Source organism: Zobellella iuensis, from assembly GCF_016746085.1.
In the GTDB taxonomy this organism is placed as follows: domain Bacteria; phylum Pseudomonadota; class Gammaproteobacteria; order Enterobacterales; family Aeromonadaceae; genus Oceanimonas; species Oceanimonas iuensis.
In genome coordinates, this window is the sequence record NZ_JAERTZ010000026.1 from 281,277 (window position 1) to 304,378 (window position 23,102).

Genomic DNA, 23,102 nt, shown 5'->3' on the forward strand with positions numbered 1-23,102 from the left:
CAATATGACGCCAATTATAACACTTACATAACAGCTCGTTGGGTCGGTCTCAGGTCTTGAGCCGTCCCAGATCCTGGTCCAGACCGCCGGACAGCCCGCTCAGGCGCTGACCATGGTCTCCCACCTGGCCGGCCAGCTCCGCCAGGGCTGAGGCGGCCTCCCCCAGGGTGCTGAGGTTGCGGTTGATGTCATCGGACACCGCGCTCTGCTCCTCGGCCGAGGTGGCCATCTGGATCACATGGTCGCTGATGGTTTCGATAAGCCCCGCCACCTGGGCCAACTCCCCGTAGGCCTCGCGGGAATGCGCCGACGTCTGCTGCGCCCTGGACGCCCCCTGCTCCATGATCTGTACCGTCGTGCCTACCTGGCTGTTCAGCCGTTCGATCAGGGCGGCGATATCATCGGTGGATTGGCGGGTCTTGGCGGCCAGGGCCCGCACCTCATCGGCCACCACCGCAAAGCCCCGGCCCTGTTCGCCGGCCCGGGCGGCCTCTATCGCCGCATTCAGCGCCAACAGGTTGGTCTGTTCGGCGATGGCCCGGATCACTTCCAGGATGCTGTTGATGGCCTCGCTGCGCTCGGCCACCTGGTTCACCGCCTGCGCCGCGTCCAGCACCTCGCCGGCCAGGGCCCCGATATCCTCCACCGTGCCCGCCAGTCGCCCCTGGGTGGCCTTGAGCGCCTGGTTGGCCTGGCCCGCCTCGATGGCCGCCTGCTCGGAAAAACGGGCCACCTCGGCCGCCGCCACGCCCATCTCGTTCATGGCGGTCACCACCGAGTCGATCTCCCGGTTCTGACGCTTGACCTGCTCATGCATCCGGGCGGCCAGCCGGGCGCCGTTTTCCGACTCTCGGCCGACCTGGGCCCCGGTTTGCTTGAGCCGCTTGACCAGCTCCCGCAGTGTTTCAATAAAGCCGTTGAAGCCTCCCGACAGCGAGATCAGCTCACGATGAGTGTCGATATGGATCGAACGGGTCAAGTCTCCCTCGGCGCTGTTCAGGCTGCCGATACGCTCGTTCATTATCCTGAGCGGCCGGGTAATGGTCCGCGCCAGCAGTATCATGGCGCCGACCCCGGCCAGGATAATAAGGGCGCCGGCCAGCCACTGCCGTCGGGTCAGTTCATTCACGCCGGCCGCCAACCCGTCCTCCAGCATGGCCACCTCGGTCAGGGCCACCGCCCGGGGCACACTGATCAGCAGGGCCCACCGGGTTCCGGTTGCCGCTATATCCAGTTGATAGGCGCCGTAGAGCCGCTCGGCCGCCATCGCAGAGCCGTCGCCCCGGGTCAATGCCTGCAACCGGGCGAGTTCTTCGCCGCTGGCCACTTCCTGCAGCGGCCGCCCCAGCTTGTCGGGATGGCGGCTGGACGCGACGATAAAACCCTGGCTGCTGAGCAGCAGCACCTCGGCCTGCCCCTGGTAGAGGGAGGCGGCCAGTTGCACCAGCTGCTGCTGGAAGGCGGGCAGGTTGATGTCCGAGCCCGCCACCCCCCGGAACTGTCCGTCCACCAGGATGGGCACCGTCAGGCTGGTCATCAGCTCGCTGTAGCCGGGCTGGATCTCGTACAGGTAGGGTTCCATCAGGCAGGGCCTGCCGGTTTCCATGGGACAGAGGTACCACTCGGCATTGCGCACCCCGAATTCATTGCGCGCCTGGTCGTGTTTCTCCTCGGCGCCGCCGATGATCTGCTGTTCCAGACGTCCATCCTGATGGCGCACCATATAAACCTCCAGACTGCCGGCCCCGGCCACCGAATGGTCATAACCACGGAGAAAGAGGGCATCGTCGCCGTCATAGGCGTTGGCTTCGAACTGGCTGTAACTCGAGCCCAGCTGCCGGTTGGCCGCCAGCATCTGCCGGTTCAGAGCCACCACTTGCTCCCGGCTGAGTCGTTCGGATGCCGGCGCGGCGGCGTTGTCGGCCAGAATGGTGGCCAGGGTGAGCGGAGACCTGAAGCTTTCATTGATAAAGCCGGCCAGTCTCTCCCCTGCTTCACCGGCCTGACTATGCAGCCGCTCGGTAATTTCCTGGGTCAATACCCGGGAAGTATCAGCCCCGACCTGATCTGCCGTCCGTTGCAGGAACAGGTTGACCACCCCATTGAGGATCAGGATGCTGCACAGCAACATCAATCCGGTTGCCACAAACAACTTGGCCGACAGCGCCGTTTTCTTTATCTGCATCATACCTTTACCAGAATCCCTCTGAGTGAAGCGCTCGCACAGGCCGTTCCTGGCCGTGCCGCGCAGTATGGATACCATCGAATCGGTCGATGATGATAACGGATCCTGTATCGGCACTGGGCAGATTTACTTAACACCTCTGTATAGTCACCATATAAAAAAAGGCAGCCCTCTGGGCTGCCAAAACGAGATGGACCTAGTTAGTATTTTTCTTTCTCAGTTGACCCTGTTTTGCAATCAGACGTTCTCGAACTGGCCCATGGTGTTGTCCTTGCCGCCGGCTTTCAGCGCCGCTTCACCGGCGAAGAACTCCTTGTGGTCGTCCCCGATGTTGGAGCCGGCCATGTCCTGGTGCTTGACGGTGGCGATGCCCTGCCGGATTTCCTTGCGCTGTACGCCCGCCACATAGGCCAGCATGCCTTCGTCGCCGAAGTAGCCCTTGGCCAGGTTGTCGGTGGACAGGGCCGCGGTATGGTAGGTCGGCAGCGTGATCAGGTGGTGGAAGATGCCGGCTTCCCGGGCGGCATCGCGCTGGAAGTTGGCCGTCCACTCGTCGGCCAGGCGGCCCAGCTCGGTGTCATCGTAGTCGGCGCTCATCAGCTTGGCCCGGTCGTAGGCCGCCACATCCTTGCCTTCGGCGGCCCAGGCGTCGAACACCTGCTGGCGGAAGTTCAGGGTCCAGTTGAAGGACGGGCTGTTGTTGTAGACCAGCTTGGCGTTGGGCACCACTTCACGGATGCGGTCCACCATGCCCTTGATCTGGCCGATATGGGGCTTCTCGGTCTCGATCCACAGCAGGTCGGCACCGTGCTGCAGGCTGGTGATGCAGTCCAGCACCACCCGGTCCTCGCCGGAACCCGGCTTGAAGCAGAACAGGCCGGAAGCCAGGCGCTTGACCTTGAGCAGCTTGTCCTGGGACTTGATCACCACGTCGCCGTTGTTGATATCGGAGGCCGAGTCGATGTAGTCGCCGTCGAGGAAACTGTTGTACAAATCGCCCAGATCACCCGGCTCGTTGGTGACCGCGATCTGTTTGGTCAGGCCGGCGCCCAGGGAGTCGGTGCGCGCCACTATGACGCCGTCGTCCACCCCCAGCTCCAGGAAGGCCAGCCGTACCGCGTTGATCTTGGCCAGGAAATCGGCGTGAGGCACCGTCACCTTGCCGTCCTGGTGGCCGCACTGCTTCTCGTCGGACACCTGGTTCTCGATCTGGATGCAGCAGGCGCCCGCTTCGATCATCTTCCTGGCCAGCAGGTAGGTCGCTTCGGCGTTGCCGAAACCGGCATCGATGTCCGCCACGATTGGTACCACATGGGTTTCGTGGTGGTCGATCTGGCTGAGAATGTCTTTGGCCTTGGCGTCGTCACCGGCTTGCTGGGCCTCCTCCAGGGCGCGGAACAGATGGTTCAGCTCCCAGGCATCGGCCTGGCGCAGGAAGGTGTAGAGCTCCTCGATCAGGGCCGGCACCGAGGTCTTTTCATGCATGGACTGATCCGGCAGCGGGCCGAACTCGGAGCGCAGGGCCGCCACCATCCAACCCGACAGGTAGAGGTAGCGCCGCTTGGTGCTGCCGAAATGCTTCTTGATGGAGATCAGCTTCTGCTGGCCGATAAAGCCGTGCCAGCAGCCCAGGGACTGGGTGTACTGGGACGGGTCCTTGTCGTAGTTGGCCATGTCTTCGCGCATGATCCTGGCGGTGTACCTGGCGATATCCAGGCCGGTCTTGAAACGGTTCTGGGCACGCATACGGGCGGCGTACTCGGGCTTGATGGCGCTCCAGCTCGGGTTTTGCTTGATCAATGACGCCAGGGTATCAAGGTCGTTTGCGTATGGCATGGTCTCAGTCCTCTCAGTGTAAGGGTTGCGCTCTGTTCAGCAGCATTCAACTTCCCTGTCAAACCAGCAAATCATCAGGGGCTATCCGGGTTGCTGATATTGGCAGTGACTCTTATTGTTTTGCTCCGCAGCCAGGCTTTTATTTCTAAGGTTCTATTGTGATGCCTGTCGTTATTCACGTTTCCGTTTGTTCCGCGTCGCTGTACCCCTATTAAGTTGCTTAAAAAAAACCATAAGATCAAGATCTGATTTTACAAAAATACAACACAAGTCACACAACCGGAGAGAACTACGACCAAAGTAACACAACCAATAACCCACTGTTTTACTGGACTAAACAGAAAAACACAACTGGACCAAGATAGACTTGAATGTAAATAAATTACGTAAATTTAATTCATATGCAATTAATTATCCCGACCTAACTCCAAGGTTTAAAAAATTCCGGCCACGGGGGCGAGAATGCTTTCAATACAAGCATTTAAACACTTGTTTTAAAAAATAATCCGGGGTTTCCCCCTTTTTTGCGAATGCAAAAAAACACCGGAGTACCGGGCCAGGGCGGCATATCCTGATGGCTTGTGGTTTTTTGTCGTTATTTGCGCCGGCACGGCGTGGCTGCCCGCGGCCCCCGGCCTGCGTCTTGATCCGTCATCCGGCCGAGCCGGTACCCCCCATGCAGGAGGCAGCCGCATGATAGAAATTACCTATTAGAACGATAGAAAATAATCACTTTAATGAATGCCAGATAGGGCCTAGTATGGAAACCGTTCCAGAGACACACAACCACCAAGAAACATTTTAGGAGCTAACATGGCTGTTTCCATCAATACCGAAATCAAACCCTTTACCGCCCAGGCCTACTACAACGGCGACTTCGTGCAAGTGACCGAAGCCGATCTGAAAGGCAAGTGGTCCGTCGTCTTCTTCTACCCGGCCGACTTCACCTTCGTCTGCCCCACCGAGCTGGGCGACCTGGCCGACCACTATGCCGAACTGCAGAAGATGGGCGTCGAAGTGTATTCCGTGTCCACCGACACCCACTTCACCCACAAGGCCTGGCACGACAGCTCCGAGACCATCGGCAAGATCAAGTACTACATGCTGGGCGACCAGACCGGCACCATCACCAACAACTTCGGCGTGATGCGTGAAGGCCAGGGCCTGGCCGACCGCGCCACCTTCATCATCGACCCCCAGGGCGTGATCCAGGCCATCGAAGTGACCGCCGAAGGCATCGGCCGCGACGCCTCCGACCTGCTGCGCAAGGTGAAGGCCGCCCAGTACGTGGCCGCCCACCCGGGTGAAGTCTGCCCCGCCAAGTGGCAGGAAGGCGAAGCCACCCTGGCGCCGTCCCTGGACCTGGTCGGCAAGATCTAAGACCCCGGACAGCTACCCCGGCCCGCCGCGATGATGCCTCATCCGGTCGGCGGGCCGGGTTTTTTATACCCAAAATTCGGCACAGGACACGACTATGTTAGATGCTAATCTCAAAAAACAACTGGACACCTACCTGCAGAACATCGTCTCTCCGATAGAGCTCAGCGTGTCCGGTGATAACAGCCCCAAATCCAAAGAATTGCTGGAACTGGCCACCGAGATCAGCGGTCTGTCCGGCAACATCAGCCTCCGGGAAGCCGCCGCCGGCCGCACTCCCAGCATGAGCGTCGCCCCCGCCGGGCAGGCGCCGCGGGTGAGCTTTGCCGGTATTCCCATGGGCCACGAATTCACCTCACTGGTACTGGCCCTGCTGCAGGCCGGCGGCCATCCGTCCAAGGCCTCCCCCGAGTTGCAGGAGCAGATCCGCAACCTCGAGGGCCAGTTCCACTTTGAAACCTACATCTCCCTGTCCTGCCAGAACTGCCCGGACGTGGTGCAGGCGCTCAACCTGATGGCGACCCTGAATCCCAACATCAGCCACGTGATGATCGACGGTGCCCTGTTCCAGGAGGAGGTGAACCAACGCCAGGTGATGGCGGTGCCCGCCGTCTACCTGAACGGCGAACATTTTGGCCAGGGCCGGATGAGCCTGGAAGAGATCGTCGGCAAGCTCGACACCGGCGCCGCCGCACGCAAGGCCGCCGCCCTCGATGACAAGGCTCCCTACGACGTGCTGATCGTCGGCGGTGGCCCGGCCGGCGCCGCCGCCGCCATCTACGCCGCCCGCAAGGGCATCCGTACCGGCCTGGTGGCCGAGCGCTTCGGCGGCCAGGTGATGGATACCGTCGGCATCGAAAACTTCATCTCGGTGCCCTACACCGAGGGCCCCAAACTGGCCGCCAGCCTGGAGCAGCACGTCAAGGAATACGGGGTGGACATCATCACCGATCAGCGTGCCGCCGGCATCAGGCGCGGCGAGTTGATAGAAGTGCCGCTGGCCAGCGGCGCCGCACTCAAGAGCAAGGCGGTGATCCTGGCCACCGGCGCCCGCTGGCGCGAGCTGAAGGTGCCCGGCGAGGCCGAGTACCGCACCAAGGGCGTGGCCTACTGCCCGCACTGTGACGGCCCCTTCTTCAAGGGCAAGAGGGTGGCGGTGGTCGGAGGCGGCAACTCGGGCATTGAAGCGGCCATCGATCTGGCCGGCATCGTCGAGCACGTGACCGTGCTGGAGTTCGCCGACAGCCTGCGCGCCGACGAGGTGCTGCAGCGCAAGGCCAACTCCATGGGCAACATCGACATCATCATGAGCGCCCAAACCACCGAAGTGCTGGGCGATGGCAGCAAGGTGGTGGGCATGCAGTATACCGACCGGGTCAGCGGCGAGAGCAAACGGCTGGAGGTGGCGGGCATCTTCGTGCAGATAGGCCTGGTACCCAACACCGAGTTCCTGCAGGGCTCGGAAGTGGAGCTGACCCGCTTCGGCGAGGTGGTGATCGACAACCGGGGTGCCACCTCCATGGCCGGGGTATTCGCCGCCGGCGACGCCACCACAGTGCCCTACAAGCAGATCATCATCTCCATGGGCGCCGGCGCCACCGCCGCCCTCGGCGCCTTCGACCACCTGATCCGCGCCGGCTCGTAACGGCATCGGAGTATCCCGCACAACAAAGCGGAGTGCCAAGGCACTCCGCTTTTTCGTTACAACAGCTCGGTCACCACATCGCCCAGCCGGTAGAAGGTTTCCACCCGGGTGGCGGTGGGCCGCCACACCAGGCCGATATCCCGGTAGGCCTTGTCGCCCTGGGGCGCCATGGCGACGATCTCGGTATTGGCGAGAATGCCGGCGTCTATCGCCATCTGCGGCAGGAAAGTGGTGCCGAGGCCGGCGCCCACCATTTGCACCAGGGTATGCAGGCTGGTGGCGGCGAAGGGGTTGACCTTGCGGCTGTCGGTCAGCTTGCAGGCGCTCACCGCGTGTTCGGTCAGGCAGTGTTCCTGCTCCAGCAAAAAAATGCTCTGATCCGGCAGCTCGGCGTAGTCTACCGGCACGCGGCTATGCTGCCGGGCCTGCTCCCGGTGCATCACCAGCACGAAGGGATCCTGGCCCAGCACCCGGGTCTGCAGCCCCTCGGTGTCGGTGGGCAGGGCCAGCAGCAGCAGGTCCAGCTCGCCGGCCCGCAGCAGGGCCAGCAACTGCGGCGTGGTGTCTTCACGCAGCAACAACTGCAGCCCGGGATAGTGCCGGCGGCAGCGCTGCACCAGCTCGCTCAGCAAAAAAGGGGCTATGGTGGGAATACACCCCAGGCGGATGGCGCCCTGCATGGCGCCTTTCTGTCCTTCCACCAGCTCCATCAGCTCCCGGGTCTGGGCCAGCAGCTCCCGCGCCCGCACCACCACCTGCCGCCCCAGGGGGGTCATCACGAACGCCTTGTGATCCCGCTCGATCAGCTCGCCGCCGAGCAGGCTTTCCAGGTTCTGCAGGCCGGTGCTGAGGGTGGACTGGCTGACGAAGCAGGCCTTGGCGGCCCGGTTGAAGTTCTGATGCTCATCCAGAGCCACCAGGTAGGTCAGCTGTTTCAGGCTGGGCAAACGACTCATTGAACAACTCGATTAGGGCTATCTGTTTAATTCGGTTCAATAACGCTACCACAGCTTCTAGACTGACCGTTATCGACTTGTTCCCTTTCCTGTACCAAGTATGCCTACTTGCTGCAGTCCCGGGGCGGCAGGATGCCGCCCCGCCCTTCTTAATGCTGGCCCTGCAGCTGGGATTTCAGGTTGGGCGGCGTGCCCCTGATCACCAGGGTGTCGGTGGCGGCGTCGTACTGGATGCGCTCCCCCAGCAGCTTCTGGTCGAAGCTGATGGTCAGGCCGCCGCCGGAACCCACGTACTTGGTCAGCCCCTTGAGCGCGGATCTGTCCACCGGGAAGCGTTCTTCCAGCTGGTATTCCTCGCTGACGAACTGGTAGAAGTCCAGATCATCGTCGCTGCCCAGCTCGGCGGACAACTCGCGCAGCTCCAGCTCTTCGCCTTCCTTGAGTTGCTCGCGGCAATACTTGCTCACCAGCGCCTTGCTCTCCAGCTTCTCCTCGGGGCTGAGCTGGCGGGCCGCGCAGTATTCATCCACCGCCTTCAGCAGGCCCTGACTCTGGGCCTTGGGATCCATGCCCTCCACACAGGACAGGAAGTTCAGGAAGAAGTCCGAGACCTTGCGCCCGGCCCGGCCCTTGATAAAGGAGAAATAGCGATGCGAGTCGGGACGGCTCTGCAGCTCGGTCAGATCCAGCCGTGCCGCGAGCTGCATCTTGCCCAGATCCAGGTAGCTGGCGTGGCTGACCTCCAGCTTGTCGGTGACGGTGACGCTGTCCTTGTTGTCGAGCAGGGCGATCAGCAGGTAGTGGGCCCCCAGCCACTGGTAACGCACAAACAGCAGTATGCCGGCCTCGTTCATCTCCAGCCGCTGCAGCTCGGCCTGCAGCCGCTCGGCCGCCAGGTGGGAGAAGGCGGCGAAGGTCAGGCTCTGATCCTGCACCCGCCGCACCAGATCGCGAAAGCCGGTGTCTTCTTCGCTGAAATAGCCGAACACCTTGCCCGCCTTGGTATTGTAGATATGGTGCAACTCGCCCATCAGCCGGTTCACCGCCGGGCCCGTGGCCAGCTCCTGCTCCCGGGTGGCCAGCTGGGTTTGGCCCTGCTCATCGAGAAAGAGGGAATGTACTATGATGTGTTCGATATCCAAGCTCATAACAGATTGCCGTAGAGTTGCCAGAAGGGGTGGGGTATTATAGTCGTCCTGTTACTAAGTTACATGATTGAACGCCCATGCCTGTCCTTTCCAAATACGATAAACAATTTGATCAACTGCTGAGCGAACTGGAAGCCGTGATGGACAAACATCAGGCCCCCGCCGATCTCAGGTTGATGGTGCTGGGCAATTTGGCCACCCATGTGATCAATCATCAGGTCGCCCCGGGGCAGCGTCAGGCCATTGCCGACAAGTTCGCCAAGGTGTTGACTTCCTCTGTCGACGCGCAAAAAGGGGCTCATTAAGAGCTCCTTTGCCAGCCAACACGGTCTGAGCCATGGTCGAAACCGGCAATCTCTATCGCGATAACGTCTCCCGCCTGATCGGCTGGGGCCATTGGTTCGTGTTTTTCAATATCCTGCTGGCGATGGCGGTGTCGAGCCGCTACCTGCTGGTCGCCGGCTGGCCCGCCACCCCGCTGGGCACCGGCTATATGCTGGTCAGCTGGGTCGGCCATTTCGCTTTCCTGACCTTTTTTACCTATCTGCTGACCCTGTTCCCGCTGACCTTTCTGGTTCCCAGGCTCAAGGCGGTGCAGTTCCTCGGTGCCATCATCGCCACCGCCGCCCTGACCCTGCTGCTGGTGGACACCCAGGTATTCAGCCTGTTCAAGTTCCATCTCAACCCTACCGTCTGGCGGCTATTGCTGGATCAGGCCCAGGCCGAAGAAGCCTCCGGCTGGGGCTGGCTGTTTGTCTGGGTGCCCTTGCTGTTCCTGTTCGAACTCTGGCTGGCCGCTTGGCTATGGCGCTGGAGCCAGCGTCGGCGCCGCTCCCTGGCGCTGCCCCTGGCGCTGCCGCTGCTGGTCAGCTTCTTTCTCACTCACAGCGTGCATATCTGGGCCGATGCCGTGGTCTATGCTCCCATCACCAACCAGAAAGCCAACTTCCCGCTGTCCTACCCGATGACCGCCAAAAGCTTTTTGATCAAGCAGGGCTTGCTGGACGCGGATCAATACCGGCAATTGTCGCAACAGGCCGCCGACTTGCCGCAACGCCGGCTCAATTATCCACTGCGGCCCCTGTCGGTCGCAGCCCCGGAGCGGACACCCAATATGCTGCTGGTCGTGGTCGACGGCCTGCGCGCGGATCAGCTCGACGCCTTCACCATGCCCAACCTGGACCGCTTTGCCAACCGGCACCTGCGTTTCGACGATCACCTCAGTGCCGGCAACCAGCCCCACGCCGCCCTGTTCAGCCTGTTTTACAGCCTGCCGGCCCATTACCGCCAGGATGCCGAGCTGGAAGGCATGGCGCCGGTGCTGATCGACGAGCTGCAACGGCAGGACTACCGTTTCGGGCTCTTTGCCAGTGGCGGGCTCGATATGTCGCTGTATCGGGATGCCATTTTTTCCACCCTGCGCAACCAGTCATTCCCGCCCGCCCCCGCCGGCGCCGAAGGTGACCGTCAGGCCGTGGCCCGGTTCGGTTCCTGGTTGGCACAACAGGACGGTGAACGCCCCTGGTTCTCCTTTGTCTACCTGGACGCACTCAATGCCCTGGAGGTGCCAGCAGGTACGCAAGGTCCTTTCCAGCCGTCCCTGGAGCGCCTCAATCCTGCCCAGGCCTACCGCAGCGAGCAGCGCGAGGCCCTGTTCAACCGTTATCGGAATGCGGTGTTCTATACCGATCAGCTGCTGGGCCAGTTGCTGGCGCTGGCCCAACGCTCGGACAGCCGGGATACCCTGATTGTGGTGACCTCCGGCCACGGAATGGAATTCAATGATAATGCCAACAACATCTGGGGCTTTGGCAGCGCCTATTCCCCTTACCAGCTGCATGTGCCCCTGGTGATCGGCTGGCCCGGCCGGGTTCAGCCGACCCGTTTCGGCCATCCGACCAGCCAGCTGGATTTGGTGCCCACCCTGATGCAAGAAGTACTGGGGGTACAGAGCCCGATGCGCAGCTACAGCACAGGGCAATCGCTGTTCGACGGCGACCCCCACCGCTGGCGGCTGGCCTCGGATGAAGAAGAGTATGTGATCTACCAACAGGATGAGATTACGCTGTTCAATCGGCGGGGGGATGTCCAGCTGCTGCAAGCCTCGGATTACCGGGTCAAGCCGGATGCCAACCCGGAGCTGTCACTGCTGCTGCAGGTGATGAACGAATTGAACCGTTTTCAGGGAAAATAACGGACTGGGGCCGTGACGGGGGACATTATTGCTGTCTCAGATCCCCAGTCACGGCTCCCCGCGCTTCAGATATCGTCCAGCAGACGACGGGCCTGCCAGTAGCGGCTGCGCCAGTAGACATTGTCCAGGCGTGAGATGGTGACACCCACGCTGGAAGAGGCGTGGGCGAACTTGCCGTCCCCCACGTAGATGCCATTGTGCTGGGTACCGTTACCGATACGGAAAAACACCAGATCCCCCGGCTGCAGCTCGTTCTTGCCGATCTCCCGCCCCAGGTTGACCTGTTCATAAGTGCTTCTGGGCAGATCCATGCCGAACACTTCCTGGTACATGGTCCGGGTAAAGGCCGAACAATCTATGCCCTGGGCATCCACGCCGCCGAAGCGATAGGGAACTCCCCGCCAGCGTTGGTAAACCTGATGCAGATCCATCACGCTGCCCAGGGAACGCTTGGGCTTCATCGGGCCGGTACTGATACTGTAAGTCAGGGAAGAAGACGGTTTTTTTCCAGCCATCTTTTTGCCTGACTCGGGGTTGGGGCTGCTGCTGCAGCCGGCAACCAGGAGCACACTGCTAAGAATAATTACCTTTTTCATTCGAATAATGGCAACCAGCTATCAATCTGAAAGATACTAGAGCAGATCCAGGGTATTTTGCAAAAAAGAATATGAGCAAAAACAACGATATTTTCATTGAGTTACTGATTTGTGACAGTACGAGCATAAAACCGCCAATGGATGCGCAAAAAGTACTCTCGGCGGCAGAGCGCGAACGCCTGGCCAGTATCCGCCACCCCCACCAGGCCCGGCTGTTTTTGGTGGGACGCTACCTGCTGCGCCAACGGCTGGCCGACCGGTTGAACGAGGATCCGGCCAGGATCCCGATCAGGATCGACGCCAGAGGCAAACCCCTGCTCGAACGGCCTGGCTGGTATTTCAACATCAGCCATAGCGGTGATCTGCTGGCGCTGACCATAGGCAACCGGGGAGCGCTGGGGATCGATCTGGAAAGCCGCCGCCTGGATCCGCCCCGGATCCACCGCCTGGCCCGCCGTTACCTGAATGCAGCGGAACAGCAATGGCTGGCCCGAAGCCCCGCTCCCGAGCAGGACTTCATGCGCTTGTGGACGGTCAAGGAGGCCGTGCTCAAGGCCTGCGGCGAGGGTATTGCCAACAATCTGCAACGGGTACAGTGGCAGCCGGGCGCAGGCTACGCCATGCTGGATCAACAAGCTTACCACCTGTATCAGTATGCCCTGCCCCGTGCCTGGCTGACGCTGGCGGTCGAAGAGGGTACCGATGCCGAACCCATCTGGCCGACGCTGTCGGATTTACCTTCTGACCTTGAAATCAGTGGGCCGCAGCCCAATCTAACCAGAAACCCTTAATGAGACCCTGTTTATGATCGTTGATATCAATGTGCAGAATTTCCAGCAAGCGCTGATCCAGGCCTCCATGAGCAAAACGGTGGTGATTTACTTTCACGCCCAGCAGGTGCCTGAATGCCAGCCGATGACCCCACTGCTGGAACGTCTCATCGGCGCCGACAGCGCCCATATCGATCTGGCCAAGGTTGATGTCGCCGACCCGCAGCTGCAAAGTCTGGCGGTACAGCTGGGGCTGCAGGCACTGCCGGCCATGGTGGCCTTCAAGGATGGACAGCCGGTGGATGTATTGGAAGGCCCCCAGGATGAAGCCGCCCTCAAGGCCTTTCTGCAGCCCTATCAACCCAATGAAGCCGCCCAGTTGCTGGCTCAGGCCAAACAGACCCTGGGGCAGGATCCCCAAGCCGCCTACGGCCTGCTGCAACAGGCCCGTACGCTGGAGGACAGTCCGGCCATTCGCCTGTGTCTGGCCGAGGCGGCCCTGGCCCTGAACAAGCTGGAGGAGAGCAAGCAATTGCTGGCCACCATCGGCATGGCCGATCAGGACAGCCAGTACCAGCATATCCTGGCCCGGCTGCAGCTGGCGGAAGAAGCCGCCGACAGTCCCGAGCTGCGCGAACTGGAGCAGAAACTGGCCGAAACACCGGACTCACCGGCATTGAAAGAAGAACTGGCGGTGTTGTACTTCCAGGCGGGCCGCCAGGAAGAAGCGCTGCAGCTGCTGATCGAGGTACTGCGGCAAGACCTGGCCTTTGGCGACGCCAAGAAACGCTTCCTGGACATGCTGACCACCATGGGCGCCGATCCGGTCGCCTCCAGATACCGCCGCAAGCTGTACAGCATGCTGTATTGACCCCGGGGCCGGCCAGCTTCCAGGCTGATGGCGAACTGCCAAGCAGTCCGCTGCCGCCCTCAAATGGTGGTCATCTCCGCGAAGGCGGAGATCCATGACAGTGAGCACTGGACTCCCGCCTTCGCGGGAGTGACCACAGAGAAATCCGAAGGTTTGCCGGCAGTCTGCCTAACTCTCAATCCCCGCTTTCACTCACCAGCTGACACCTATCACCATCACCACCAGCAGCGGACAGACCAGCCGCACATACCAGGGCCAGATGCGCCAGAACAGGCTGCCCGCCAGCTCCGGCGTGCCCTGCACCAGCTCCTCGAACAACTTGGCCCGCCCCCACATCCAGCCGCCCAGCAGGCAGAACCCCAGGCCCACCAGCGGCTGGATATTCTGGGTCGACAGGCGGATGACGAAGCCGAACAGGGCGCCGAAATTCAGGCAGATGATCAGGCTGAACAGCGCCAGGCCACCGCCCAGCAGCCAGGTCATCAGCGGCCGTGATGCCTTGAACCGCTCGGTGGTGTAGGACACCGGCACTTCCAGCATGGAAATGGACGAGGTCAGCGCGGCAATGCCCATCAGCACGAAGAACACCAGGGCCATCACCAGCCCCACCGGGCCCATGGTGTCAAACAAAGCCGGCAGTACGGTGAACACCAGGGTATCGGAACTCAGCAGGCTGCCGTCCTCCGCAAAGATGGTCACACCGTTGTTCATGGCCACGAACATCGCCGGCAGTATCACCAGCCCGGCCAGGAAAGCCACCCCGGTGTCGATCAGGGTCACCTGGAAGGCGGTGCCGGGAATGCTCTCCTGCTTGCTCAGGTAGGAGCCGTACATCAGCATGGAGCAGCCACCGATGGTAAGGGAGAAGAAGGCCTGCCCCATGGCGCTGATCAGCAGACCCGGCTCCAGTACCTTGCTGAAATCCGGCACCAGGTAGTGCTTGAGCCCTTCCATGGCCCCGCCCTGGGTCAGGATATAAGCGAACAGCAACAGGAACAGCGCGAACAGCGCCGGCATCAGCCGGGCCGACCAGCGCTCGATGCCCCGGCGCACCCCGGCCTGCACCACCAGTATGGTGAGCAGGTAGAACACCAGGGTCCAGACGATGTTGCGTCCCAGGCCGAAAGCCTGCAGCCAGTCGGTGGCCGCCTCCCAACCCAGGATACGGGTCACGGCCGCCGCCAGGAAGGCCAGCAGCCAGCCGGCGACGATGGCGTAAAACGACAGCACCAGGCTGGGCACCAGCATGCCCGCATAGCCCACCAGGGAAGCCATGGCCTTTTGCGTGCCGCTGCGGCCCAGCTTGCGTACCGCATCCACCGGGTTGGCCTGACCGTGGCGGCCGATGGCCACTTCCATCACCAGCATGGGAAAGGCCAGCACCATCACCAGCACCAGGTAGGCGATCAGGAAGGCACCGCCGCCGTTGCTCGCCGCCTGGGTGGGAAAGCCCCAGATATTGCCCAGCCCCACCGCCGCCCCGGCGGCGGCCATGATAAACCCGAAGCGCGAGCCGAAATGTTCTCTCACTGTGTTTTCCTTAGGTATTCTCGATTAGTTATTGGTATCGCTCGACAGCTCGTCGTGACCAGGCCAGGCATTGAGCACCGCCTTGACCAGGGTGGCCAGGGGGATGGCGAAGAACACCCCCCAGAAGCCCCAGAGGCCGCCGAACACCAGCACCGCCACTATGATGGCGATGGGGTGCAGGTTGACCGCCTCCGAGAACAGTATGGGCACCAGCACATTGCCGTCCAGCGCCTGGATGATGCCGTAGGCCACCATCAGGTAGAAGAATGGCGGGGTAAAGCCCCACTGGAACAGCCCCACCATGGCCACCGGCACCGTCGCCGCCGCCGCGCCTATGTAGGGGATCAGCACCGAAAAACCGACCAGCACCGCCAGCAGCAGCGCATAACGCAAATCCAGCAAGGCGAAGGTGACGTAGCTGACCACGCCGACGATCAGGATCTCGATCACCTTGCCGCGCACATAGTTGGCGATCTGGCCGTTCATCTCCTGCCACACCCGGGACACCAGCTCCCGGTTGCGGGGCAGGAAACGACTCATGCCGTCCATCAGTTGTCGCTTGTCCTTGAGCATGAAAAACACCAGCACCGACACCAGGATCAGATAGACCAGCAGTACGGCGGCGTTGGTGAGCGAACTGATCGACACGCTGAGGATGGCGTCGGCCGAGCCCAGCAGCCGGCCGCGGAAATCGTCCAGCACGCTCTGCACCAGGGTCACGTCCACCAGCTCGGGATACTGCTCCGGCAGGGTCAGCAGCGCCTCCTGGGTGCGGTTGATCATGGCGGGTATTTCCCGCGCCAGGTTGGCGGTTTGCAGCAGGAAGGAGGGCACTATGCTCACCAGCGACAGCACCATCACCACCGCGAACAGCAGCAACACCAAGCCGGCGGCCAGGCCCCGTCCCAACCCCAGACGCTCCAGCCGGCTGACCGGCCATTCCAGCAGATAGGCGATCACTATGGCGGCGAAAAAAGGTGCCAGTATATGGCCCAGGAAATACACCACCACGAAGCCGAACAGCAGCAATAGAAACAGGGCGACCGCACCCGGATCAGAAAAACGCTGTCGATACCAGTGCTTAATAACATCCAGCATGCAAAATTTCCTTATGGTGCCTTGGTAATAATCAGTTCGAGTCGCTCGGCGTCGTCGATCACCACTTCTACCGGATGACCGATGCCCGAGACATAGGCGGGAATATCCTGGCGGGAGCCCGGATCCCTCAGTAATACCCGTAATCGCTCCCCGTCTTGCGCCGCTCTTAGCCAGAGTTTCACGCGGATCAGCGGCAAGGGACAGCGCAGCGCGCTGGCATCCAGCTTGTCCATGGTCTTCCCCGCTCCAAAAGAAGGGCATTATCCCTTTGTTCGGTCTGCCAAACAATGCTTGTTCCGCCCTATGGGGGGGAGTATTCTGCTGTTTATGCTGCACCAAGAAGGTTATTAACATGGGTTTTCGCGCCGCCAGGCTGGCTTTGGCTCTTTCCTTATTTACCGCACCCCCGCTACTGGCCGCCAACACCCTGCCCGATATCGGCACCGCCGGGGTCAGCGCCATGTCGATAGAGCGGGAAGCCCGCTTCGGTCAGGCCTTTATCCGCTTTGCCCGGGCCAACCAGCCGGTGATCGACGACCCCGTGCTCAACGAGTATCTCACCGACCTCGGGCTCAAACTGCTGTCCCAGGCCGATTCGGTGCGCTTTCCGTTCAGCTTCCTGCTGATCCGGGACGACAGCATCAACGCCAGCGCCTTCCTCGGCGGTGTGGTGCAAATCCACTCCGGGCTCTTTCTTGCCGCCGACAACGAAAGCGAACTGGCCTCCGTCATGGCCCACGAAATTACCCACGTCACCCAGCGCCATATCGCCCGCTACCTGGAGTCCCAGTCGCGCAGCACCCCCCTGACCATCGCCGGCTTGGTCGGCTCGGTCGCCCTGGCCATGGTCAACCCCCAGGCCGGCATGGCCGCCTTGCAGACCACCATGGGCCTGAAGATACAGTCGGCCATCAACTACACCCGGGACAACGAGTTCGAAGCGGATCGCATCGGCCTGCGCCTGCTGCACAATGCCGGCTTCGATCCCAACGCCATGGCCACCTTCTTCCAGAAACTGGCCGAAAAATACCAGTTCGCCAGCACGCCGCCGCAGATGCTGCTGACCCACCCGCTACCCGCCAGCCGTATCGCCGAGGCCCGCAGCCGGGCGGCGGAGTACCCAGCCAAGTCCTATCCGCCCAGCCTGGAGTTCCAGTTGGCCAAGGCCAGGATCATGGCCCGCTTCCAGCAGGGCAACACCAGCGAACTGCACCGTTTCTTCGAGCGGGAAGCCGGCCGGGCAGCCGACTGGCAACCCGATGCCGCCCGCTATGGCCAGGCCCTGAGTCTGCTGCAAATCCATGAGTATGGGCAGGCCAGGCTCCTGCTTGATGAACTGGCCGGCCGCCATGGCAACAATATCTTCGTGCTGGATGCGCTGACCGACCTGGACAACGCCGAGAAACGGCACGATGCGGCCATCGCCCGCCTGCGCCAGGCCCGTCAGCGACTGCCCGACAACGCCGTGGTGATGATCAACCTGGCCGACAGCCTGCTGCAGGCCGGACGCAACCAGGAGGCCGCCGAGCTGCTCGATAGCTATCTGCGTCGGCACCCGGAAAACCCGCTGGCCTGGGAGCTGATCGCCCAGGCCTACCGGCCGCTCAGTGACGAGTCCGCCTTCCGTCAGGCCCAGGCCGAAGTGGCCGCATTGAAAGGACGCTACGAAGTGGCGGTGGATCAGATGGAGATTGCCGCCAACCTGGCCACCGACGCCATGCAACGGGCCCGGCTCGGTGCCCGCCTGGAGCAACTGCGCCAGCAGCAGAAAGACTGGGACGCCCTGCGTAACTGATAACCGGGACTCCCTAATCCCCCCAATACAGCGACTGCCAACGGGCGATGTCCTCCGCATGCAGCTCGCCCTGGTGCTGTTCCGCCAGCCGCCCCCTGGGATCGATCACGAAGGTGGTGGGCAGTACCCGGGGCACGTCAAAGGGCCAGGCTCCTTCCAGGCTGGCGACCACCGGCATCATCATCTCATAGCGCGCTTTCAGGCTGTGCAGCGCCTGGGCCGGCAGGGCATCGAAGCTCACCGCCAGTACCGCAGGGCCTGCCGCCGCACTCAATTCATTGAGCAGGGGCATCTCGCGCAGGCAGGGCGCGCACCATTCGGCAAAATAATTCACCACCAGCCACTGGCCCCTGTAATCGCCGAGCGTCTGCCGCTCACCGTCGGACAGGGTCAGGGTCGCCGCCTCCCGGCATCCCGCCATCAACAACACCGCCAAAAACAGGGCCTGATGTTTGCCCATATGCTGTACCCTCCGCAGCAGCTTTTATACAATGCCCGCAGCATTGCCAAAGGAGTTAAAGATGAGTCTACGTATCTACCACAATCCGCGCTGCTCTAAAAGCCGGGAAACCCTGGCCTTACTCGAGCAACGAGGCCATAGGCCCGAGGTTATCAAATACCTGGACACCCCGCCGGATGCGGCGCAACTGCAGAACCTGCTCGCGTTGCTGGGCATGCAGTCGGCCCGGGAGCTGATGCGTACCAAGGAAGCCGAATACCAAACCCTGGGGCTGTCCGAGGTCACCGATGAAGACGCCCTGATTGCCGCCATGATTGCGCACCCGAAATTGATAGAGCGCCCCATCGTCGTCAACAACGGAAAAGCCGCCTTGGGTCGCCCCCCCGAGCAGGTACTGGGTATTCTGGAATGACCACCCAACTGGCACGCAAGCTGGCCCTGGCCGGCTATTTCGGTCTTATCCTCTGGGTCGGCCTCTGGCACGGCCTGATCTCGCCCCACCCGGAGCTGGGTGCCGGCTTTATGCTGATGCTCTGGCTGCCCTGGCTGTTCATCCCCATGCCGGGCATGGTCCGGGGCAATCCCTATACCCATGCCTGGGCCATCTTCCTGATCATGCCCTACTTCCTGCACGCCCTGACGCTGCTGTGGGTGGACGAAGGCGAACGCTGGCTGGCCCTGGTCGAACTGTTGCTGGCCTGTACCATGTTTATCGGCAACATCTACTACGCCAAGTTCCGTGGCCGGGAGCTGGGCCTGAGCATCCGCAAGAAGAAAGGCCAGAACTAGGGGACTCGGGACTCGGGACTCGGGACTCGGGACTCGGGACCAGAATAATGGCTCTCGATTCCCCAGTCCCGAGCCCCCAGTCCCTGCCTTGGCCTCCCCCCCTTACAGTCCCAGTATTTCCTTGGCGAAGGGGATGCTCAGCTTGCGCTTGGCCTGGAAGGACGCATTGTCCAGCAGATCCAGGGCCGCCAGCAGGGTACGCATGTCACGGGACAGGCGGTTCAACAGAAAGCGCCCCACGTCGGTGGGCAGCTTGAACCCCCGCAGTTCGGCCCTGAGTTGCAGGGCGCTGAGCTTGCCCTCGTCGTCCAGGGGCTTGAGCTGGTAGGCCACCCCCCAGTCGAGGCGGGAAGCCAGATCCGGCAGGGTCAGACCCAGGTTGCGGGGGGCACCGACAGCACCGACCAGCAGGGAGCCGACCGGGCGTTCCCGCCGGCGATTGAAGAAATTGAACACCGCCCGCTCCCATTCCGCCATCCCGGCGATGGCGTCCAGGTTATCCAGGCAGACCAGGGGCAATAGCTCCATTCCCTCCAGCATCCGTGGCGACATCTGTCGGTGACGGTCGAGGGGGATATAGGCCGCCGCTTCACCGGACGCATTCACTTCGGCACAGGTCGCATGCAGCAGGTGGGAGCGACCACTGCCCCTGTGGCCCCAGAAATAGAGCACTTCGTCGCCCTGGCCGATGGCGGCGTTTTTCAGGGCGGTGATCAACTGGGCGTTGTCGCCGGGATAAAAACTGGCAAAGGTTTCATCGTCTGGCAGTTGTACCGCCAGCGCCAGCTGAGCCGGCTGGCTCTCTTCGGCACCGTCTTTACTCACTCGCCGTCCCCGACCAGCGGAATTCCCGCTCACTCACCGCAACCAGCCCCGGTACCCCGGTCAACGCTCGCAGAACCCCATCCCGGGAGCCGACCTGCAGCCGATAACGAACCTGATGGCCGGCGCTGTCCATCACATAGGCCTGCTCCACACCGTCCAAGCGGCGCAGCCGTTGCTCAAGCCGGATCGAGTCGGAGAATTGGCGCAGCCCCGAGACCACTATGGTCAGCTCTCCCGGCCCGTCCTGTTCAAGCCGCAGCGGCTGCGCCGGTTCCGGATTTTCGGCCCGGACCAGTTCACGCCGGCCCGAAGGTTGAATCCAGTAGCGGTTGAGCGCCGCCGCCAGCGTCATCATGGCTTGCTCGCCCGGCTCCAGTCGCCCCTGCAACAGAACCTCGTCCTGCTCCGCGCCAAACAGCTGCCAGCGGCCGCCCTGCGCATCGCGCTCGAGCGCCAGCCAGTAATCGGCCCCGTAACGGCGGCTGGCCTGACGCAAGGATCCCGCATCGAACAACTGCGCCTTGTCGATTTCCATATGCTCCTGCAAGTCCCACAGCGGCCACAGCAACGGCAGCCGATAGGCCGATGCCGCCTGCTGCCAGGCCGTATCCGCTTCATTACTGGCGATGCCGCTGTCCAATTGCCACACCAGCAGCGCCGGCCTTGGCTCCAGCGAGAACGGCAGTTCCGCGCTCTGAAGCAGCGCCAGCAGTTCATCCTGGTTGAAGACGGCGGTATAGCCCTGGCCCTGAGGTTCGGCCGCCAGGTAACGCTCCGGCTCGCGCAACGCCTCATCCAGCACCCAGGAGTCCCGGGCCCGATCGCCGGTAAGCCGGTTCAGGATCAGGCCCAGGGCCTGCTCGCGCGCCTCTTCCCGGCCATAGGGGGCAGGGTTCAGGTTCACCTCCAGCAGCGACTGGGCCGCCGCCGCCGCAGAAAACAGCATCATGGTCGCCAGTAACAGATTTTTCAGCATCAATTGACCATCATTAACAGAGCATGAAACTCATGATAACCACTGCGCCAGGCTCTTGCCAGGATCAATGGCTGCGTGCCCTGGGCAGCACCAGATTCAGCAGAATGCCGACGATGCCGCACAGGCTGATGCCCTGCAGGCTGAAAGCGCCGATGCCGAAGGCCATGCCGCCGATGCCGAACACCAGGATCACCGCCACTATGCACAGGTTGCGCGCCTGGGACAGATCCACCTGATGCTTGATCAGGCTGTTGAGACCGACGGTGGCGATGGAGCCGAACAGCAGTATCATGATGCCGCCCATCACCGGGGTGGGAATGGTCAGCATCAGGGCACCGAACTTGCCGACAAAGGCCAGCACGATGGCGAAGCCCGCCGCCCAGGTCATGATCACCGGGTAGAAGTTCTTGGTCAGCATCACGGCGCCGGTCACCTCCGAATAGGTGGTATTGGGCGGACCGCCGAACAGGGACGCCGCACCGGTGGCCAGGCCGTCGCCCAGCAGGGTGCGGTGCAAACCCGGCTTTTTAACGTAGTCCTTGCCGGTCACCGAGCCGATGGCCAGCACATCGCCGATGTGCTCGATGGCCGGGGCTATGGCCACCGGGATCATGAACAGCACCGCCTGCCAATGCCATTCGGGCGCGACAAAATTGGGAACGGAGAACCAGGCCGCCTCGCGCACCGGAGTAAAATCAACCACCCCGAACCACAGCGCCAGGCCGTAGCCCACCGTGATGCCGGCGGTAATGGGCACCAGCCTGAAAATCCCCCTGGCCATGGTGGACACCAGCAAGGTCGTCACCAGCGATGCCAGCGACAGCCACAGGGCAATGTCCTGCGGCATCAGCTCGGCGGCGCCGTCACCGGTCTTGCCGATGGCCATGTTGACCGCCAGCGGTGCCAGCCCGAGGCCGATGACCATGATCACCGGCCCCACCACCACCGGCGGCAACAGCCGGATCAGCAGGCCGGTGCCGCGCCAGCGCACCAGTTGGCTGAGCAACACGTAGACGGCGCCCGCCGCCATCAATCCGCTCATGGTGGCGGGAATACCCCAGGTCTGCACCCCGTAGAGAATGGGTGCGATAAAGGCGAAGGACGACGCCAGGAAAATCGGTATCTGGCGCTGGGTACAAACCTGGAAAATCAGGGTACCGATGCCGGCGGTGAAGAGCGCCACGTTCGGATCCAGTCCGGTGATCAACGGCATCAGTACCAGGGCGCCGAAGGCCACGAACAACATCTGGGATCCGGCCAGGGCCTGGCGCAGGGGGGTATTCACCGCCGCCTGGGCGGCGGCCAGGGCATCGGTGTGTTCTGCTGAATTCATCTGCTGCAACCTTATTTAAACGGAAAAAAACCGGCCTCAGCCGGTTTTGCCTTACTTGGTACCAAAAATCTTGTCGCCCGCATCGCCCAGGCCGGGGATGATATAGCCGTGCTCGTTGAGCCGCTCATCGATGGAGGCACAGTACAGCTCCACATCCGGATGGGCCTGTTCCAGCGCCTTGATGCCCTCGGGCGCCGCCACCAGCACGATCACCTTGATCTGGTTGCAGCCTTTTTCCTTCAGCAGGTCGATGGTGGCCACCATGGAGCCGCCGGTGGCCAGCATGGGATCCACCACCAGCGCCAGCCGCTCTTCGATATGGCTGACCAGTTTGTTGAAATAGTGCACCGGTTGCAGGGTCTCTTCGTCGCGGTAGACCCCCACCACGCTGACCCGGGCACTGGGCATGTGCTCGAGCACCCCGTCCAGCATGCCGAGGCCGGCACGCAGTATGGGCACCACAGTCACCTTCTTGCCCTTCAGCTGATCGACCTCGACCGGGCCGTTCCAGCCGTTGATGGTGGTTTTCTCGGTTTCGAAATCGGCGGTGGCCTCGTAGGTCAGCAGGCTGCCCACTTCTTTTGCCAGCTCACGAAAGCGTTTGGTGCTGATATCGGCTTCCCGCATCAGACCCAGCTTGTGTTTCACCAAAGGGTGCCTAACCTCAACGACTTTCATCAACCGATTCTCCCGATGCATAAAAAAACCGCGGAATACT

22 protein-coding genes are annotated in these 23,102 nt (G+C 62.0%); 9 read left to right on the forward strand and 13 right to left on the reverse strand.

Annotation, left to right across the window (positions count from 1 at the left end; genetic code table 11):
* Positions 1-49: 49 nt before the first annotated feature.
* Positions 50-2,188 (reverse strand): methyl-accepting chemotaxis protein, encoded by a 2,139-nt coding sequence (locus JKV55_RS20165; protein WP_202087529.1) that lies wholly within the window; start codon positions 2,186-2,188, stop codon positions 50-52.
* Between the two features lie 234 nt (positions 2,189-2,422).
* Positions 2,423-4,021, reverse strand: coding sequence for an isocitrate lyase (locus JKV55_RS15260; protein WP_202087531.1), 1,599 nt, complete (start codon positions 4,019-4,021; stop codon positions 2,423-2,425).
* Between the two features lie 813 nt (positions 4,022-4,834).
* On the opposite strand from JKV55_RS15260, the gene ahpC reads away from it, so the two are divergent.
* Entirely contained in the window at positions 4,835-5,401 is a 567-nt protein-coding gene (ahpC, locus tag JKV55_RS15265; protein ID WP_202087533.1) for an alkyl hydroperoxide reductase subunit C, read from the forward strand.
* Positions 5,402-5,495: 94 nt separating this feature from the next.
* Entirely contained in the window at positions 5,496-7,043 is a 1,548-nt protein-coding gene (gene ahpF / locus JKV55_RS15270; protein ID WP_202087535.1) for an alkyl hydroperoxide reductase subunit F, read from the forward strand.
* Between the two features lie 56 nt (positions 7,044-7,099).
* Here ahpF and JKV55_RS15275 read toward each other — a convergent pair whose 3' ends face one another.
* Together JKV55_RS15275 and yejK are read right to left on the reverse strand one after the other, a co-directional pair.
* Positions 7,100-7,999: a hydrogen peroxide-inducible genes activator gene (locus JKV55_RS15275; RefSeq protein WP_202087537.1), complete on the reverse strand. Its 900-nt coding sequence runs from the start codon at positions 7,997-7,999 to the stop codon at positions 7,100-7,102.
* 149 nt (positions 8,000-8,148) lie between these two features.
* A complete protein-coding gene (yejK, locus tag JKV55_RS15280) occupies positions 8,149-9,147 on the reverse strand; it encodes a nucleoid-associated protein YejK (RefSeq protein WP_202087539.1) in 999 nt (332 codons plus the stop codon).
* A 77-nt stretch (positions 9,148-9,224) separates the two neighbouring features.
* Here yejK and JKV55_RS15285 point away from each other — a divergent pair, with 77 nt between their 5' ends.
* On the forward strand, positions 9,225-9,452 hold the full coding sequence (locus JKV55_RS15285) for a YejL family protein (RefSeq protein WP_202087540.1): 228 nt from the start codon (positions 9,225-9,227) through the stop codon (positions 9,450-9,452).
* 32 nt (positions 9,453-9,484) lie between these two features.
* On the forward strand, positions 9,485-11,341 hold the full coding sequence (locus JKV55_RS15290; RefSeq protein WP_202087541.1) for a DUF3413 domain-containing protein: 1,857 nt from the start codon (positions 9,485-9,487) through the stop codon (positions 11,339-11,341).
* A 65-nt stretch (positions 11,342-11,406) separates the two neighbouring features.
* Here the strand turns inward: JKV55_RS15290 and JKV55_RS15295 are convergent, their stop codons facing one another.
* Entirely contained in the window at positions 11,407-11,856 is a 450-nt protein-coding gene (locus tag JKV55_RS15295) for an NlpC/P60 family protein (protein ID WP_202087542.1), read from the reverse strand.
* Positions 11,857-12,074: 218 nt separating this feature from the next.
* Between JKV55_RS15295 and JKV55_RS15300 the strand changes: the two genes are divergently transcribed.
* A complete protein-coding gene (locus JKV55_RS15300) occupies positions 12,075-12,728 on the forward strand; it encodes a 4'-phosphopantetheinyl transferase family protein (RefSeq protein WP_237332899.1) in 654 nt (217 codons plus the stop codon).
* A gap of 13 nt (positions 12,729-12,741) precedes the next feature.
* Positions 12,742-13,578 carry a tetratricopeptide repeat protein gene (locus JKV55_RS15305; RefSeq protein ID WP_202087553.1) on the forward strand — a complete coding sequence of 279 codons (837 nt, stop codon included), beginning with the start codon at positions 12,742-12,744 and terminating at the stop codon, positions 13,576-13,578.
* A gap of 192 nt (positions 13,579-13,770) precedes the next feature.
* Here JKV55_RS15305 and JKV55_RS15310 read toward each other — a convergent pair whose 3' ends face one another.
* Genes JKV55_RS15310 through JKV55_RS15320 form a run of 3 tightly spaced genes read right to left on the reverse strand, consistent with a single transcriptional unit; the run spans position 13,771 to position 16,439 of the window.
* On the reverse strand, positions 13,771-15,108 hold the full coding sequence (locus JKV55_RS15310) for a sodium-dependent transporter (RefSeq protein WP_202087555.1): 1,338 nt from the start codon (positions 15,106-15,108) through the stop codon (positions 13,771-13,773).
* Between the two features lie 24 nt (positions 15,109-15,132).
* On the reverse strand, positions 15,133-16,206 hold the full coding sequence (locus JKV55_RS15315) for an AI-2E family transporter (protein WP_202087557.1): 1,074 nt from the start codon (positions 16,204-16,206) through the stop codon (positions 15,133-15,135).
* 11 nt (positions 16,207-16,217) lie between these two features.
* The gene (locus tag JKV55_RS15320; protein ID WP_202087559.1) at positions 16,218-16,439 is read right to left on the reverse strand and encodes a sulfurtransferase TusA family protein; all 222 of its coding nucleotides are present in this window, start codon (positions 16,437-16,439) and stop codon (positions 16,218-16,220) included.
* 119 nt (positions 16,440-16,558) lie between these two features.
* Between JKV55_RS15320 and bepA the strand changes: the two genes are divergently transcribed.
* Positions 16,559-18,001, forward strand: coding sequence for a beta-barrel assembly-enhancing protease (gene bepA, locus JKV55_RS15325; protein WP_202087561.1), 1,443 nt, complete (start codon positions 16,559-16,561; stop codon positions 17,999-18,001).
* 13 nt (positions 18,002-18,014) lie between these two features.
* Here bepA and JKV55_RS15330 read toward each other — a convergent pair whose 3' ends face one another.
* Positions 18,015-18,461: a TlpA family protein disulfide reductase gene (locus JKV55_RS15330; protein ID WP_202087563.1), complete on the reverse strand. Its 447-nt coding sequence runs from the start codon at positions 18,459-18,461 to the stop codon at positions 18,015-18,017.
* A gap of 61 nt (positions 18,462-18,522) precedes the next feature.
* On the opposite strand from JKV55_RS15330, the gene arsC reads away from it, so the two are divergent.
* Both arsC and JKV55_RS15340 read left to right on the forward strand, forming a co-directional pair.
* On the forward strand, positions 18,523-18,873 hold the full coding sequence (arsC, locus tag JKV55_RS15335; protein ID WP_202087564.1) for an arsenate reductase (glutaredoxin): 351 nt from the start codon (positions 18,523-18,525) through the stop codon (positions 18,871-18,873).
* Positions 18,870-19,250, forward strand: coding sequence for a DUF2069 domain-containing protein (locus tag JKV55_RS15340; RefSeq protein ID WP_202087565.1), 381 nt, complete (start codon positions 18,870-18,872; stop codon positions 19,248-19,250). The genes arsC and JKV55_RS15340 overlap by 4 nt, the downstream gene beginning before the upstream one ends.
* 102 nt (positions 19,251-19,352) lie before the next feature.
* Here JKV55_RS15340 and hda read toward each other — a convergent pair whose 3' ends face one another.
* From hda to upp, 4 genes are all read right to left on the reverse strand, one after another.
* Complete coding sequence (hda, locus tag JKV55_RS15345; RefSeq protein WP_202087566.1) at positions 19,353-20,075, reverse strand: DnaA inactivator Hda; 723 nt, start codon at positions 20,073-20,075, stop codon at positions 19,353-19,355.
* Positions 20,068-21,051, reverse strand: coding sequence for a DUF2066 domain-containing protein (locus JKV55_RS15350; protein ID WP_202087567.1), 984 nt, complete (start codon positions 21,049-21,051; stop codon positions 20,068-20,070). Before JKV55_RS15350 ends, hda begins: the two co-directional genes overlap by 8 nt.
* Positions 21,052-21,115: 64 nt before the next feature.
* Positions 21,116-22,384: a uracil-xanthine permease family protein gene (locus JKV55_RS15355; RefSeq protein WP_202087568.1), complete on the reverse strand. Its 1,269-nt coding sequence runs from the start codon at positions 22,382-22,384 to the stop codon at positions 21,116-21,118.
* A gap of 51 nt (positions 22,385-22,435) precedes the next feature.
* On the reverse strand, positions 22,436-23,062 hold the full coding sequence (upp, locus tag JKV55_RS15360; RefSeq protein WP_202087569.1) for a uracil phosphoribosyltransferase: 627 nt from the start codon (positions 23,060-23,062) through the stop codon (positions 22,436-22,438).
* Positions 23,063-23,102: the final 40 nt, after the last annotated feature.

Coding starts and splice junctions, on each gene's coding strand:
- JKV55_RS20165 (WP_202087529.1), bottom strand. CDS start 2,188: ATGATGCAGATAAAGAAAACGGCGCTGTCGGCCAAGTTGTTTGTGGCA.
- JKV55_RS15260 (WP_202087531.1), bottom strand. CDS start 4,021: ATGCCATACGCAAACGACCTTGATACCCTGGCGTCATTGATCAAGCAA.
- ahpC (WP_202087533.1), top strand. CDS start 4,835: ATGGCTGTTTCCATCAATACCGAAATCAAACCCTTTACCGCCCAGGCC.
- ahpF (WP_202087535.1), top strand. CDS start 5,496: ATGTTAGATGCTAATCTCAAAAAACAACTGGACACCTACCTGCAGAAC.
- JKV55_RS15275 (WP_202087537.1), bottom strand. CDS start 7,999: ATGAGTCGTTTGCCCAGCCTGAAACAGCTGACCTACCTGGTGGCTCTG.
- yejK (WP_202087539.1), bottom strand. CDS start 9,147: ATGAGCTTGGATATCGAACACATCATAGTACATTCCCTCTTTCTCGAT.
- JKV55_RS15285 (WP_202087540.1), top strand. CDS start 9,225: ATGCCTGTCCTTTCCAAATACGATAAACAATTTGATCAACTGCTGAGC.
- JKV55_RS15290 (WP_202087541.1), top strand. CDS start 9,485: ATGGTCGAAACCGGCAATCTCTATCGCGATAACGTCTCCCGCCTGATC.
- JKV55_RS15295 (WP_202087542.1), bottom strand. CDS start 11,856: ATGGCTGGAAAAAAACCGTCTTCTTCCCTGACTTACAGTATCAGTACC.
- JKV55_RS15300 (WP_237332899.1), top strand. CDS start 12,075: ATGGATGCGCAAAAAGTACTCTCGGCGGCAGAGCGCGAACGCCTGGCC.
- JKV55_RS15305 (WP_202087553.1), top strand. CDS start 12,742: ATGATCGTTGATATCAATGTGCAGAATTTCCAGCAAGCGCTGATCCAG.
- JKV55_RS15315 (WP_202087557.1), bottom strand. CDS start 16,206: ATGCTGGATGTTATTAAGCACTGGTATCGACAGCGTTTTTCTGATCCG.
- JKV55_RS15320 (WP_202087559.1), bottom strand. CDS start 16,439: ATGGACAAGCTGGATGCCAGCGCGCTGCGCTGTCCCTTGCCGCTGATC.
- bepA (WP_202087561.1), top strand. CDS start 16,559: ATGGGTTTTCGCGCCGCCAGGCTGGCTTTGGCTCTTTCCTTATTTACC.
- JKV55_RS15330 (WP_202087563.1), bottom strand. CDS start 18,461: ATGGGCAAACATCAGGCCCTGTTTTTGGCGGTGTTGTTGATGGCGGGA.
- arsC (WP_202087564.1), top strand. CDS start 18,523: ATGAGTCTACGTATCTACCACAATCCGCGCTGCTCTAAAAGCCGGGAA.
- JKV55_RS15340 (WP_202087565.1), top strand. CDS start 18,870: ATGACCACCCAACTGGCACGCAAGCTGGCCCTGGCCGGCTATTTCGGT.
- JKV55_RS15350 (WP_202087567.1), bottom strand. CDS start 21,051: ATGCTGAAAAATCTGTTACTGGCGACCATGATGCTGTTTTCTGCGGCG.
- JKV55_RS15355 (WP_202087568.1), bottom strand. CDS start 22,384: ATGAATTCAGCAGAACACACCGATGCCCTGGCCGCCGCCCAGGCGGCG.
- upp (WP_202087569.1), bottom strand. CDS start 23,062: ATGAAAGTCGTTGAGGTTAGGCACCCTTTGGTGAAACACAAGCTGGGT.